This is a genomic window from Amycolatopsis sp. NPDC104863, from assembly GCF_055582965.1.
In genome coordinates, this window is the sequence record NZ_JBVJOW010000005.1 from 155816 (window position 1) to 169088 (window position 13273).

General features: G+C 71.4%; 13 protein-coding genes. 4 read left to right on the forward strand and 9 right to left on the reverse strand.

Features of this window, described 5'->3' with window-relative positions:
* The first annotated feature begins 20 nt into the window (after positions 1 to 20).
* Both rph and rdgB read left to right on the forward strand, forming a co-directional pair.
* Positions 21 to 797, forward strand: a complete 777-nt coding sequence (rph, locus tag ACZ63J_RS27605) for a ribonuclease PH (protein ID WP_155541338.1) — start codon at positions 21 to 23, stop codon at positions 795 to 797.
* On the forward strand, positions 794 to 1402 hold the full coding sequence (rdgB, locus tag ACZ63J_RS27610) for an RdgB/HAM1 family non-canonical purine NTP pyrophosphatase (protein ID WP_465402184.1): 609 nt from the start codon (positions 794 to 796) through the stop codon (positions 1400 to 1402). Before rph ends, rdgB begins: the two co-directional genes overlap by 4 nt.
* Here rdgB and ACZ63J_RS27615 read toward each other — a convergent pair.
* The 6 genes from ACZ63J_RS27615 to ACZ63J_RS27640 all read right to left on the reverse strand — a co-directional run bounded on the left by ACZ63J_RS27615 (position 1399) and on the right by ACZ63J_RS27640 (position 8651).
* Positions 1399 to 4599 carry an NACHT domain-containing protein gene (locus tag ACZ63J_RS27615; protein ID WP_465402182.1) on the reverse strand — a complete coding sequence of 1067 codons (3201 nt, stop codon included), beginning with the start codon at positions 4597 to 4599 and terminating at the stop codon, positions 1399 to 1401. The two genes, rdgB and ACZ63J_RS27615, sit on opposite strands and share 4 nt — an antisense overlap.
* Before the next feature lie 78 nt (positions 4600 to 4677).
* Positions 4678 to 5142 carry a VOC family protein gene (locus tag ACZ63J_RS27620; protein ID WP_465402180.1) on the reverse strand — a complete coding sequence of 155 codons (465 nt, stop codon included), beginning with the start codon at positions 5140 to 5142 and terminating at the stop codon, positions 4678 to 4680.
* Between the two features lie 38 nt (positions 5143 to 5180).
* Positions 5181 to 5723 carry a hypothetical protein gene (locus ACZ63J_RS27625; RefSeq protein WP_465336427.1) on the reverse strand — a complete coding sequence of 181 codons (543 nt, stop codon included), beginning with the start codon at positions 5721 to 5723 and terminating at the stop codon, positions 5181 to 5183.
* Positions 5724 to 5776: 53 nt separating this feature from the next.
* Complete coding sequence (locus ACZ63J_RS27630; protein WP_465402178.1) at positions 5777 to 6940, reverse strand: ABC transporter permease; 1164 nt, start codon at positions 6938 to 6940, stop codon at positions 5777 to 5779.
* On the reverse strand, positions 6937 to 7608 hold the full coding sequence (locus tag ACZ63J_RS27635; RefSeq protein WP_465402176.1) for an ABC transporter ATP-binding protein: 672 nt from the start codon (positions 7606 to 7608) through the stop codon (positions 6937 to 6939). The genes ACZ63J_RS27630 and ACZ63J_RS27635 overlap by 4 nt, the downstream gene beginning before the upstream one ends.
* Positions 7605 to 8651, reverse strand: coding sequence for an efflux RND transporter periplasmic adaptor subunit (locus tag ACZ63J_RS27640; RefSeq protein ID WP_465402174.1), 1047 nt, complete (start codon positions 8649 to 8651; stop codon positions 7605 to 7607). The genes ACZ63J_RS27635 and ACZ63J_RS27640 overlap by 4 nt, the downstream gene beginning before the upstream one ends.
* Before the next feature lie 79 nt (positions 8652 to 8730).
* On the opposite strand from ACZ63J_RS27640, the gene ACZ63J_RS27645 reads away from it, so the two are divergent.
* Together ACZ63J_RS27645 and ACZ63J_RS27650 are read left to right on the forward strand one after the other, a co-directional pair.
* On the forward strand, positions 8731 to 9423 hold the full coding sequence (locus tag ACZ63J_RS27645; protein ID WP_465336430.1) for a response regulator transcription factor: 693 nt from the start codon (positions 8731 to 8733) through the stop codon (positions 9421 to 9423).
* The gene (locus ACZ63J_RS27650; RefSeq protein ID WP_465402173.1) at positions 9413 to 11173 is read left to right on the forward strand and encodes a sensor histidine kinase; all 1761 of its coding nucleotides are present in this window, start codon (positions 9413 to 9415) and stop codon (positions 11171 to 11173) included. Before ACZ63J_RS27645 ends, ACZ63J_RS27650 begins: the two co-directional genes overlap by 11 nt.
* Here the strand turns inward: ACZ63J_RS27650 and ACZ63J_RS27655 are convergent.
* The 3 genes from ACZ63J_RS27655 to ACZ63J_RS27665 all read right to left on the reverse strand — a co-directional run bounded on the left by ACZ63J_RS27655 (position 11136) and on the right by ACZ63J_RS27665 (position 13244).
* A complete protein-coding gene (locus ACZ63J_RS27655) occupies positions 11136 to 12131 on the reverse strand; it encodes a trypsin-like serine peptidase (protein WP_465402171.1) in 996 nt (331 codons plus the stop codon). The two genes, ACZ63J_RS27650 and ACZ63J_RS27655, sit on opposite strands and share 38 nt — an antisense overlap.
* 75 nt (positions 12132 to 12206) lie before the next feature.
* Positions 12207 to 12680 carry a thioredoxin-dependent thiol peroxidase gene (bcp, locus tag ACZ63J_RS27660; RefSeq protein ID WP_465336433.1) on the reverse strand — a complete coding sequence of 158 codons (474 nt, stop codon included), beginning with the start codon at positions 12678 to 12680 and terminating at the stop codon, positions 12207 to 12209.
* Positions 12681 to 12704: 24 nt separating this feature from the next.
* Positions 12705 to 13244: a hypothetical protein gene (locus ACZ63J_RS27665; protein ID WP_465303055.1), complete on the reverse strand. Its 540-nt coding sequence runs from the start codon at positions 13242 to 13244 to the stop codon at positions 12705 to 12707.
* Positions 13245 to 13273 lie beyond the last annotated feature (29 nt).

The window sequence follows — 13273 nt, forward strand, 5'->3', positions numbered from 1 at the left end:
CCCGGTTCTAGAGTGCTCACGTGGCTCGAAAAGATGGCAGGAACGACGACCAGCTCCGGGACATCAAGATCACGCGGGGCTTCCAGCAGTGGCCTGCCGGGTCGGTGCTGATCGAATTCGGCAACACGCGGGTGCTGTGCGCGGCGAGCGTCACCGAAGGGGTGCCGCGCTGGCGGGCCGGTTCGGGCCTCGGCTGGGTGACGGCCGAGTACGCGATGCTGCCGTCCGCGACCAACACCCGCGGTGACCGCGAGTCGGTGAAGGGCCGCATCGGTGGCCGCACCCACGAGATCTCACGGCTGATCGGCCGTTCGCTGCGCGCCTGCATCGACCTGGCGGCGCTGGGCGAGAACACGATCGTCATCGACTGCGACGTCATCCAGGCCGACGGCGGCACCCGCACGGCCGCGGTGACCGGCGGGTACGTGGCGCTGGCCGACGCGATCACGTGGCTGGGCGCGGCGAACCGGCTGAACGACCCGCAGCCGCTGTCGTCGTCGGTGGCGGCGGTGAGCGTCGGCGTGGTCGACGGCCGGGTGCGCCTCGACCTGCCGTACGAGGAGGACTCGCGCGCCGAGGTCGACATGAACGTGGTGGCGACGGACGCGGGCACGCTCATCGAGGTCCAGGGCACCGGCGAGGGCGCGACCTTCGCCCGGTCCACATTGGACAAGATGCTCGACCTGGCCCAGGCCGGCTGCGAAGAGCTGACCCGTCTGCAGAACGAGGCGCTGGCGCTGCCGTACCCGGGCGAGCTGCCGGAGCCGCGTCCGGACAAGAAGAAGGGCTCGAAGTGACGAAGCTGCTTCTGGCCACTCGGAACGAGAAGAAGCTTGGCGAGCTGCGGCGGATTCTTGCCGCGGAAGGGATCTCCGGGCTGGAGGTCATCGGTCTCGCGGACGTGCCTTCGTTCCCGGAGGCCCCGGAGACCGCGCCGGACTTCGAGGGCAATGCGGTGGCGAAGGCCCGGGACGCCGTCGCGGCTTGTGGGTTGCCTGCCATCGCTGACGACTCGGGCATCGCGATCGACGCGTTGAACGGGATGCCGGGGGTGCTGTCGGCCCGGTGGTCGGGCCGGCACGGCGACGACGAAGCGAACCTGGAGCTGGTGCTGGGTCAGCTCGGGGATGTTCCCGACGAGCGCCGGGGAGCGCAGTTCGTCTGCGCGGCGGCGTTCGTGTTGGTGTCCGGCGAGGAGACGGTGGTCCGCGGCGAGTGGCGCGGGACGATGGTGCGCGCGCGCCGGGGGACGAACGGGTTCGGGTACGACCCGATTTTTCAGCCGGACGGGGAGTCGCGGACGTCGGCGGAGATGGAGCCGGCGGAGAAGGACGCGGTTTCCCACCGGGGGCGGGCTTTGCGGGCGTTGTTGCCTGCCTTGCGGGAGCTGGCGGAGGGCTAACGGACGATCAGCCTGACCCCCGGGCCGAGCTTTTCGGCACCGACGAATTCGGTCCTGACCAGCTCGACGGTGATGTTCAGGTCGGCCAGGGGGGTCAGGTCGACCGGTTCCGGGATGCTGTCGAAGACAACCTCCTGCAGGCTCGGCAGCAAAGGCAACTGGTCGATCACCCTCGGGACGGCGTTGTGAAGCGAGAGCCAGCGCACCGGCGTGGTGGTCAATGGGGCGAGATTGTGTAACTCGATCGCGCTCAACGCGAGAGCCTGTGCGTGCGGAAACATTCGAGCGAGCTCTTCTCCTGAAATCGAGCTGCTGCCTCCTGCGTCCCCTCGAAAAAGCTCGACCTGGGAAATGCCCGGAAGAGGGTTGGATCCTTCGATCGTCTCCACTGGTATGTCCCACATCCGGAGCAGCCTGAGATTCTCCAGGGCCGAGATGCTGTCAATGTCTTGCACCTGGGTCAGCTGGTCGATGTTGAGGTACTCGATGTTTCCGAGTACCTCGATCTGCTTCAAGCTGCGCCAAGGTTCCTTGCGGAGCAAGGTGAGTGTGTGCAGCTCCGTCAGGTCCTTCAGTGTGTGTACGTTGGTGAATTTTTTCGCGAAGAAGAGATGAAGCTCATTGAGCTCGGTGTGCCGGGCCAATGGGCTCAGGTCGATGGTCGCATTTCGTTCGAAGGAGGCCCTGAGATCGTGGAGATGGGGTAGCTCTTCGAGGAACCGCAGGTCCTTTTGCGAATCCGACTCGGAAATATCGACGGTGAGCCGCGTCAGGTTCCGCAGGCGATGGACGTGGGCGAGCAGGCGAAGGCTGGTCACCTTCGTCCATCCCGCGGTCAGGGGTGAATCGCCGAGCACCTTCATGGCGTACTGCTCGGGATCGAAGTACTGCCAGGCGTGGGTGAGCTGGTCCTGCACCGGCCGGCGAGGATCCTGTGCGTAGGTGTGCAGCATCTCCAGGGCGTCGTCGCTCGCCGTGAGAGCCGCCGCCCGGACCGACGCCGCGGCCACCGCGTCCGACAAGCCCTCCAGGCTCTCGGGCAGGTACCTCAGGATCCGCGGCCCGATGGAGGCCAGCGACTGCGTCTCCCGGGTGCTTCGCGGCGGTACCAGCTGCTCCCGGATCACCTCCTCCACCCGGGCGATGACCTTCGGGTTCGCGTTGCTGACCGTCTCCAAACACGCCGCTGCCAGCAGCCGCAGGTGGCGTGCGTGCCGGGGCTCCTCGGCCGCCCGGTCGAGAATTCCGGTCAGCAGCCGGCCGGCCTGGTGGTGCTTCGCGTGCCCGCAGGCCATCACGATCGTCTCCCACCACGTGTCGAGGTGGGCCCGGTCGATCAACGTCTCCAGGTGGTCCTGCTCGGTCGCCTCGTTCGCCGCCAAGCACTCCTGGAACGTCCGGTGCACGAAGTCGACACGATCGCGCACCGGCTCGCGGAGCACGCCGCTGCGCTCCAGAAGGTGGTCGAGCACCTCCGCGGGCGTGTGGTCGACGTGCGGCAACGACGGCAGCCGCCGGGCGATGTGCTCCTGAGCGCGGTCCTTCGACAGCTCCACCTTCGAGGCGAGGGACAGGCGCCAGGCCAGGTCGCCGAGCAGGAGCTGCTTCTGCGCCTCGGTCAGGATCACGCCGATCTTGCGCTCGGCGTCACGCAGGTGCAGCAACATCGACAGGGCCTTGCGGTACAGGTCCATCCGGTCTCGGGGCAGCTCCGACCGGTGAGCCAGGTTGAGCGCGCACAGCATCGCGCACAACAACGGGCTCGCCGCCAGCGTCCGCAGGTGCGGCCGGCTGTCGAGCTGGTTGAGCAGCCGCCGCTGGACCGCCGGGAGGTCCGCGTCCGGGCGGACCGTTCCGCCGGTCGCCGCCGCCTTGTGCCAGCGGCTCACCAGCGCCTCGATGTCGTCGGCGCTCATCGACTCCAGCAGGACGCAGTCGAAGCCCTCCTGGGCCAGCCAGCGCTGGTCCGCCGCGGCCGTGCGGGACGTAACTACGAACAACGTGCCCTCGAAGGCCAGGGACAGCTCCCGCAGCCAGGCCTTGACCTCTCGGCGGTGGTTGGCGCCGACTTCGTCGACGCCGTCGACCAGGAGCATCGCGCAGCCCGACTCCAGGACCCGGCGCGCCCAGCCTTCGGGCGGGGCCAGCATCGGCGCGATGTGCCCGACGAACTCCTCCGGACGCGGCAAGGGCTCGGCGGCGAAGCTGCGCAACCGGATCGGGAACGGGATCCGGCCGTTCCAGCCGGCGAGCTTTCCGGTGAAGCCGCGTCGGGCAGCGGTGACCGCCAGCCAGTCCAGCAGCGTCGTCTTTCCCGACCCCGCCTCGCCGCGGACGAGGATGTGGGTCGTCCCGCCAAGCGCGGCCTCGACGCGCATGTTCGCGCTGCCCATCCGGCTCCGCCGCTTCTCGAACCACAGCTCGTCCATGCGCCGGTCGACCCGCCGGGACTCACCCTCGGCGGACACGCTCAAGCTCAGGTAGGCGACCGTCAACGGCAGGGCCGGCTGGTCGTCCATGGTCAGGCCGAGCAGCTCGAGGCGGTCCAGGTCGTGGGCGAGCAGGCGCAGGTACGCCGCCTCGAACTCGGCGTCGTGGTCGATGCCCTCGGGCGCCGCGAGGCTCGTCTTCGGTACGCGGGCCAGCAGCTCCTCCAGCTGGTCGCTCTGCCTGCTCAGCCGGGCGAGCACCTCGGCCAGCGCGCGGGGCTGGAACGACGGCAGGTGCCGGACCACCTGGACCAGGTGGCGGCACGCCTGGTCCAGCGCCAGCTCGTACAGCGCCGCCGCCTTGGGGGCGAAGAGCCGGTCGGCCGCCAGGTCCGGGAGCTCGGCGCGGATCTTCCTGGCCAGCTGCTCCGGGTCCGCGTCCGTGGCCAGGAAGGCATCGTCCGACAGGTCGGCCTTGGCCAGCGCGTCCTCGACCGCCAGGAAGGCCGCGTCGATCTCGTTCTGCGGCAGCGTCGCGAACCGGTCCGCGAGGACCTGCTCCAGCTGCTCGGCGACCTGCGTGCCGATGTTCCGGACGAGGTTTTCCAGCTTCCGCCGTTCGAGGGGACCCTTCAGCTCCCCGGCGGCCAGGTCGCTCAGGTCGGCGGACCGCTCGGCCGCCGCCTTCCGGCGTTGCAGCCACGACTTCGCCGCCGACGTGGCGATCTGACCACCGAGCTTCAGTGCCGGCGCTTCCAGGCCCGTCAATGCGTCCTCCCACCCTCAGACCGCCGGATGTTCCCCGGCGAACGGAGCAGGGACAAGCCTGCAACAGGGTGGAACTCGCTAAACCCCGGCGACGTCCGGGGTGACGGCGTGCGGCGGGCCCGCGTCGACCTGTGTCGCGACGTCGCGGGTCCACAGCTCCACCACGTGCCCGTCCGGGTCCGTCACGTACGCCGAACGCTGGCCGGGCGCCGCCGGGTCGTCGCCGAAGTACACCTCGTCGACCCGCACGCCCTGCGAACGCGCCCGGGCCACCGCCGCGGTGTAGTCCTCCTCCGACACCGTCATCGCGAAGTGGACGTGCGCTCCCGGACGCGCGCCCGCGATGCCGGTGAACGGCGTCCACAAGCCGATCCGCGTGCGGTCGCCGGACTGGACCCACACGGCTTCGCGGCCCTTCCAGGCCGGGCCTTCCCAGCGCAGCACCACCGGCAGGCCCAGCACTTCGGTGTAGAAGCGTTCGGACGCCTCGAGATCACGGGCTTCCAGCACCAGCTCGGTGACGCCCTTCGTCAAGTCGGTCATGCCCCCATGCTGGAACCTCCAGGAAGCTGGAGGTCAAGTCACTTGTCACTCGGGCCGAGGATCGCCACTTCGCAGTCGTGTTCGATCTTGTCCGCGTTGGGCGGCTGGGAGTCGCTCGAGTACGTCCACGGCGACTCGTCGTTGTCCGGGGTCTCGACCACGTGCATGCCCTTGTCGTTCATGCACTGGACCCACTTGTGCATGTTGTCCTGGTACGCCGGGTTCTCGCGGTCCATGCCCCACGGCAGCAGCGGCAGCTTCGAACGGCACGCGTCGCCCGCGTCCTTGTGGTCGGCGCTCCACTTCTTCGCGCCTTCGATGCTGTTCGGCTGGGTGTCGACGTCCGCGCCGTGGTCCTTCATGCACGTGCGCCACGGCTCGATCAGGCGCTGGGACTCCTCCGCCGTCTCGTCGACGCGGTGGCGGGGGCGGCCGCCGTCCGCGTCCGTCGACGGGGTGACCGAAGTGGACGACGACGAAGGCGTCGACAGCGAAGCCACCTGCGGCGCGGCGGGCGGGGGTGCGGAACACGCGGCCAGACCCAGGGCCACGGCGGGGAGGAGCAACCAGCGAAGTGCCATGGCGCCAGCATGACCGGCGCTTTTCAGGAACTCGTGAGCACGCCGTGAGCGACTCATGCCAACGCCTGCGTCGGCGGCATCCGCGCGGCCCGCAGCGACGGGTGCAACCCCGCCAGCACCCCGACGACGAGTGCCCCGAGCACGCCGCCCGCGACCGCCGGGACCGGGATCACCGGTGGCCACCCCTGGTACGTCACGTATCCCAGCGTTCCCAACACCCCCAGCACCGTCCCCGCGAAGCCGCCGAGACCGGACAGCGCCACGGCTTCGGTGAGGAACTGGTCGCGGATGTTCCCGCGCGTCGCGCCCAGCGCGCGGCGCAGGCCGATCTCACGACGGCGTTCCAGCACCGAGACGAACATCGTGTTCGCGACGCCGACCCCGCCGACCAGCAGCGCCACGCCGGCCAGCCCGAGGAACAACGCCGAGAACGCCGTCTGTGTCGCCTGTTTCGCCGCCAGCGCGTCCGACGGCCGGGACACCTGGACCAGGCCCGGCAACGCGGGGTTCAGCGTCGCCGGCAGCACCGCGCGGACGTCGCCGATCGCGTCTTCGCGCGCCTTCACGTACACCACCGTCGGATGCCCGTCGAAACCCAGGAACCGCTTGGCCGAGTCCCAGCCGACCAGCACCGCGCGCTCGACGTCCGGCGCCAGCGGCATCGGCGCGAGCACCCCGCCGACGGTGTACCAGGTCGTCCCGATCAGCACGACCGGCGGCGGCTGCCCCGGCACGACCCGCGGGATCCCGAGCCGCGACGCCGCGACGTACCCGAGGGTCACCAGGGGCAGCGCGCCGTCGTCGAAGCGTCCTGATTGGACTGTCCCGTTGAGAGCGTCCAGCAGGCCGGGTGACGCGGCCAGCACCGCGAGTCCCGAGCCGTCCTGCGGGTCGACGCGGTCGGACCGGCGGACGACGGCGTGCGTGTTCGCGACGGCCGCCGCCGTGGTCACCGGCCCGATCCGCCGGACACTGCCCACCGCCGACTCCGGCAGCGCCACCGGCGGGGTCTGGTTCGGCTGCGGTTCGGCGCGCAGCATGTTCGTGCCCAGCGCGGTCAGCCGGTCGAGCAGCGCCGCCTGGCTCGACGCCGGGATGCCGGTGACCACGATCAGCGTCGCGATGCCGAGGGCGATCCCGAGCGCGGACAGCACCGCCCGCAGCGGCCGGGTCCGGACCCCCAGCAGGCCCAGGCCGAGCACGTCGGCGGGCGTCACGCCGAATCCCCGACGACCCGGCCGTCGCGGAACTCGACGCGCCGTGGCAGCCGGGCCGCGATGTCCCGGTCGTGCGTGATGACGGCGATCGTCGTGCCCTCGGCGTGCAGCCCGGTCAGCAGGTCGAGCACGGCCTCGCCGTTCGTGGTGTCCAGGGCGCCGGTCGGCTCGTCGGCCAGCACCAGCGCCGGACTGTTGACGACGGCGCGGGCGATCGCGACACGCTGGCGTTCGCCGCCGGAGAGCTCGTGCGGCCGGTGCGAGACGCGGTGCGCGAGCCCGACCCGGCCGAGCGCCTCCAGCGCCATCGGACGGCGAAGGCGGCGCGGCACCCCCGCGTACAGCAGGCCGGTCGCCACGTTGTCCACTGCGGACAGTCCGTCGGTGAGGTGGAACTGCTGGAACACGAACCCCAGCCGGCGCCCCCGCAGCGCCGACACCGCGCGGTCGGACAACGTCGTGACGTCGTCACCGCCCAGGGAAACCGTTCCGGACGTGGGCCGGTCGAGCGTGCCGGCGATGTGCAGCAACGTCGACTTCCCGGAGCCGGACGGCCCGGTGATCGCCAGCAGTTCGCCGTCGGACACGGTCAGGGTGACGTCGTCGAGCGCGACGACGTCACCGGGGTAGCGCTTGCCGACCCCGCGCAGGGCCAGGACCGGCGTCACGACGTCGTCACCACCTGCAGGCCTTCGGTGATCCCCGCGCCGCTGACCTCGACGAGGTCCCGCGCGAACATCCCGGTCTTGACCGGCTTCAGCGTCCCGTCCGGCAGCTGCACGGCGTACCCACCTTCGCGCAACGCCAGCAGCGCGCCGACCGGCACCGCGAGCACTCCCGCGTGCGTCTCGGTGGCGATCCGCACCTCGACGGACGCCGAATCGAGGTCGGCGACGGCTTTCGGGTCGTCCGGGCTGACCGTGACGTTCACCTTGGGCGGCCCCTGCGGCCCGCCTTCGGGGGTGCCCGTGACGTCCGTGCTCACGGACGTCACCTTGCCCGGGACCGCCGCGCCGTCCGGCCGGACCACCGTCACCGGCGCGCCCGTCTTGATCGCCGCGACGTCCGAAGCGGACACCGGCGCGACCACGACCTTCGCCGTCGGCGTGACCGTGAGCAGCGGCCCGGCGACCGGGTCGCCGGGCTGGGCGGTCACGGAGTTGACCCGCACCGGCCCGGGCAGGACAACGACCTGCCCGACGTCGAGGGTCCCGGTTTCGTCGAGCCCGGCCTTCTTCTGCCACTTCTTCAGGGTTTCGGCAAACGTGAACGCTTTCGGGTGACCCACGGCGTACCCGAGCGCCTTCAGGTTCGCCGCGACCACGTCGACGTCCGGCCCGGTGAGCTCCGGGTTGTCGAGCTTGCGGAACAGCGGGGTGTCGCCGAAGAAGACCGGCACCGGCCGCCCGTCCACCGAGTACAGCGCCTTTCCGCGCTGCGCGACGTCGCCGACCGCGGGCAGTTTGGTCACGGTCCCGGCCCCGCCGCCCTTCAGCGGCGCCGGCGTGCCGAACCCGAGGGTGCCGGTGAACGACTGGGTGTTCGCCAGGTCCGTCTTGCGCACGGCGACGGTCGTGACGGCGGGCGGCGGCGCGGCGGCCGGAGCCGTCCCGCGGCCGTGGTCGAGCACGAAGAACACACTCGCGCCCAGCACGGCGACCACCACGACGGTGACGGCCGCCCACCGGCCACCCGATCGGGTCGATCTCATGGCGTCACGCTCGCAGCGGAATGTCAGGGACCGGTCAGGAAACCGTGGTCTTCCGGTAGCCGCGCCTATATTCGGGATCATGTGCGCCCACATCGTGCTGGCCGAGGACGACGTCAAGCAGGCCGAACTCGTCCGGCGCTACCTCGAGCGGGAGCGGCACACGGTGGTCGTCGTCGGCGACGGCGTGGCCGCGCTCGACCTGGTCCGCCGGCACCCGCCGGACCTGCTCGTGCTCGACGTGATGCTGCCCGGCGTCGACGGCCTCGAGATCTGCCGCGTGGTGCGGGCCGAGTCCGACCTGCCGGTGCTGATGCTCACCGCGCGGTCCACAGAGGACGATCTGCTCGCCGGGCTCGACCTCGGCGCCGACGACTACGTCACCAAGCCGTTCAGCCCGCGCGAGCTGATGGCGCGGATCCGGACGCTGCTGCGCCGCACCGCCCCGGCGCGCCCCGGCGGCACGACGAGGGTGGGCACATTGACCGTCGACCCCGTGCGGCACCAGGTGACCGTCGACGGCCGCGCGATCGACTGCACACCGGGGGAGTTCCGGCTGCTGGAGCTGATGGCGACCCAGCCCGAGCGGGTCTTCACCCGCGGCCAGCTGCTGGAGCACCTGCACGGCTTCGACCGCTACATCACCCAGCGCGCGATCGACGTGCACGTGATGAACCTGCGCAAGAAGATCGAGGACCGGCCGCGGCGCCCGGCGCGGTTGCTGACCGTCTACGGCGTCGGGTACAAGCTGACCGCGGGCGCCGATGCGCCGTAGCCTCCTCCTGCGGTTGTTCGTGCTGTCCGCGCTGGTCGCGGTGGCCTCGATCGCCGCGACCGCGTGGCTCGCCGCGCGCACGACGTCCGGCGCCATCCAGCAGGAGCAGGGCCAGGCGCTGGCCGACGACGGGAACATCTACCGCGGGCTGCTGAAGTACGCCGCGACCCACCCGGACTGGCGCGGTGTCGCCGACCAGGTCCGCGGCACCGCCGCGACGACCGGCCGCCGGGTCGCGCTGACGCTCACCGACGGCACCCCGGTCGTCGACTCCGCCACGGACGGCAGGCCGCTGCCGCTGCGGCCGTCGATCGTCGTCGACCCGCTGTCGGTCGACTCGGGACTCGGGCAGGACACCACCGCCGACCGCATCGACCCGGACGCCGTCGGCCCGTACGCGCTCCCCGACGCCGACCGCGCGTACCTCGGCGCGCTCGCCCAGCGTGTGCTGCGGTGCGTCCAGGGCCGCTCGGGGGTGGGCACGGTCGAGACGTCGCCGGGCGGGCACCCGCGGATCGAGGGCGCCGACCCGTTTGTGCTGTCCTCCTGCAACGGCAGCACGCTCGGCCTGCCGACGAAGACCGAGCAGAAGGCGCTGGACCAGCTGTCCACGCTGGTCAACGCCTGTCTCAACCGCGGGCCCGAGTCGAAGCCGCTGGCCCAGGTCCAGGTGCTGCTCGACTTCACGTGGGTGCACAAGGGCGTCGCGGCCGAGGAGTCCGAGCAGGCGACGCAGTCGTGCGTGAACGCGGCGCGCCGGGAGCAGCTGACGCCGTTCGTCGCGCCGGCCGCGTCGCTCTACCTCACCGCGCCCTCGGGCGAGCCGCCCGCGGGGTTCACGCTGTCGCCGGAGAACCAGGTCCGGCTCTTCCAGGTCGCGGGCGGCATCCTGCTGCTGACGCTGCTGGTCACCGCGTTCGCCGGGCTCCGCTTGATCCGGCCGCTGCGCGCGCTCACCGGCGCGGCGCAGCGGATGGAGGCGGGCGAGACCGGCGCGCAGGTGAAGGTGCGCGGGGGTGACGAGATCGCCCGGCTCGGCACCGCGTTCAACGCCATGTCCGCCAGCCGGGAACGCCTGGAAGAGACGCGCAAGGCGATGGTCAGCGACATCGCGCACGAGCTGCGCACGCCGTTGAGCAACATCCGCGGCTGGCTCGAAGCGACCCAGGACGGCATCAGCACACTCGACGACGAGCTCATCGACTCGCTGCTCGAAGAGGCCGTCCACCTGCAGCACATCGTCGACGACCTGCAGGACCTCGCGCTCGCCGACGCCGGTGCCTTGCGCCTGCACCCGGAGCCGGTCGACGCGGCGCACCTGCTGGCCCAGGCCGCTGCCGCGCACCGGCCGGCGGGCGTCTCGCTTTCGGTCGAGACGCCCGCCTCGCTGGTGCTGACCGCCGACCCGGTGCGGCTGCGGCAGGCCGTCGGCAACCTGGTGTCCAACGCCGTCCGGCACACCCCCGAGGGCGGTTCGGTGGTGCTGCGCGGGCGTCTCGACGGTGACGACGTGGTCATCGAGGTCGCCGACACCGGCGCCGGGATCGCCGCCGAGGACCTTCCGCACGTGTTCGACCGGTTCTGGCGCGCCGACAAGGCCCGCACCCGGGGGACCGGCGGCAGCGGCCTCGGGCTGGCGATCGTCCGGAAGCTCGCGGAGGCCCACGGCGGGACCGCGACCGCGGCTTCCGTGCCCGGTCAGGGCGCCACGTTCACGCTGCGGCTGCCCGCCGGTACAGCGGTTCAGTGATCTTCGCGGTGAACTGCGGGCCGAAGAGGTACCGCGTGCAGTCCGGCGTCTGGTCGAGGCAGAGGTCGCCGTCAGGCTCGAGGTACCAGCCTTCGGTGTCGACGCCGACGACCACGCCGTAGCCGGTCTTCTCCGAGAACGACGTCAGGCGCGGTCCGCCGCTGGAGCCGCCGCCCATGTCGCACGGCACGCCCCACTGGCCGCGCGGCATCTCGACCTCGGCGTTGCCCGGGTTCTCCTTCGGCGCGCCCCAGCAGTGCGCGACACGCTGCCCGGTGAACTCCGGCCGCCCCTGGTGACCGGGCTGTCTCGCCGCCCGCGGGTACCCGAACTCCTGCGCCGGGAGGTTGCCGGGCAGGCCGATGCCGAGTGGCTGCGCGGCCTTCGTCACGTCGGCGGCACGGCGGCCGTGCGCGTCCGGGTTGAGGACGAGGAACGCCTGGTCGTGGCCGTTCTGCTGGTCGTCGGTGACCCAGGTCGAGTCGGCGAACGCGGTCCGCGCGACGAACTCGCCGTAGGGCCGGGTGTTGTCGCGGAAGCTGGGGACGAACAGCAGCTTGTCCGTCCACTGTGGATCGTTGCCGATCAGGTCCATCGTGTGCACGCAGTGCCCGGCGGTGACGATCGTGGCCCGGTTGGCCGCCGCGACCAGCGTCGCGGTGCAGCTTTCGTCCTCACCGCGGTCGACGAAGAACAGCCGGCCGATCGTGCGGTCGACCGCGGTGCCGGCGCGGAACCCGGCGCCGTCCGGGCCGTCGGCCGGGGGTGTGCCGGGTGTCGACGGACCGGTCGGCATGGCGGCGACGCGCTCGGGCGTCCAGTAGTCGAGCACGGCCTGACGCTCGGCGGCCGACACCGCCAGATCGTGCGTGACGACGGTGTCGGCGGCCTGCGCGGGTGGCGCGCCGAGGCTCGCCGCCAGGGTGACGGCGGCGAGGATTGTGGTTGCCTGGAACAAGGTTCCTCCCTTGGGTAGCCCAGGCAGCGTCCCGAAAGGGTGTGTGGAACCGGTGAGCGAGCGGTCAGGCGGTGATCAGGAGGCGACGCCGAGGTCGCGGATCAGCTTGGCCACGTGCCCGGTCGCGCGGACGTTGTAGAAGGCGTGCGCGATCTTGCCGTCCGGGTCGACGACGAAGGTCGAGCGGATCACGCCGAGGTAGGTCTTGCCGTAGTTCTTCTTCTCGCCGTACGCGCCCCAGGCCTCGATGACCGACTTCTCCGGGTCGCCCAGCAGCGGGAAGGTCAGCTTCTCGTTCTCGGCGAACTTCGCGAGCTTCGCCTGCGTGTCCGGCGAAACGCCGATGACCTGGTAACCGGCGTCGTTCAGCTCGGCGAGGTTGTCGCGGAAGTCGCAGGCCTGCTTCGTGCAGCCCGGGGTGCTCGCCGCCGGGTAGAAGTACACGACGACGGACTGGCCGCGGAAGTCGCGCAGCGACACCTCCTTGCCCTCGCTGTCGGGCAGGGTGAGGTCCGGGGCGTCGTCACCCGGGGAAAGGCGCTCGGTCATGACCCCGAGCCTAACCGCGGCCGGTCAGGCGGGACCGCAGTAGGTGACCGCCATGGCCTCGGTCGCGCTCGGCCGGACCTGCAGGCGCAGCTGCGTCTGCTCCTGCGGCACCGCGAAGGCCAGCGTGACGTGCACCGAGCGGCCCGGCAGCACGTCCTTGCCCGCGTCGGTGATGCCGGTGAAACCCTGCGTCGTGTCGACGACCTGCTTGACCGTGGACCCGGCGGAGGTGGCGCTGACGGTGAGGCCCGAGAGCTTGTACGTCGTCGCGCCGTTGTTGGTCAGCTGGACGTCGAAGGCCGCGCCGCGCGGGCTCTGCGGGTACGCCGAGGTGCTGGGCTTGAACGACTGGGGTGAGCCGACGGAGATGGTGAGGCCGCTGGCGAATCGGTGGTCGGCGCCGAACTTGAGGTCGTTGCCCGCCTGCGCCGCGCTGGCGCCCGCGGGACCGCCGCCCGCGCCGAGCGCCGCGGTGCCTTCCTGAGCCGCCGGGACCCCGCACGCCACCGCCAGGGAAAGCAGTCCTGTGGTGAACATGATCTTGCACGTGCGCGCGAGCGCCATCGCGGGTACTCCAGTCGGGGTGTTCGGGG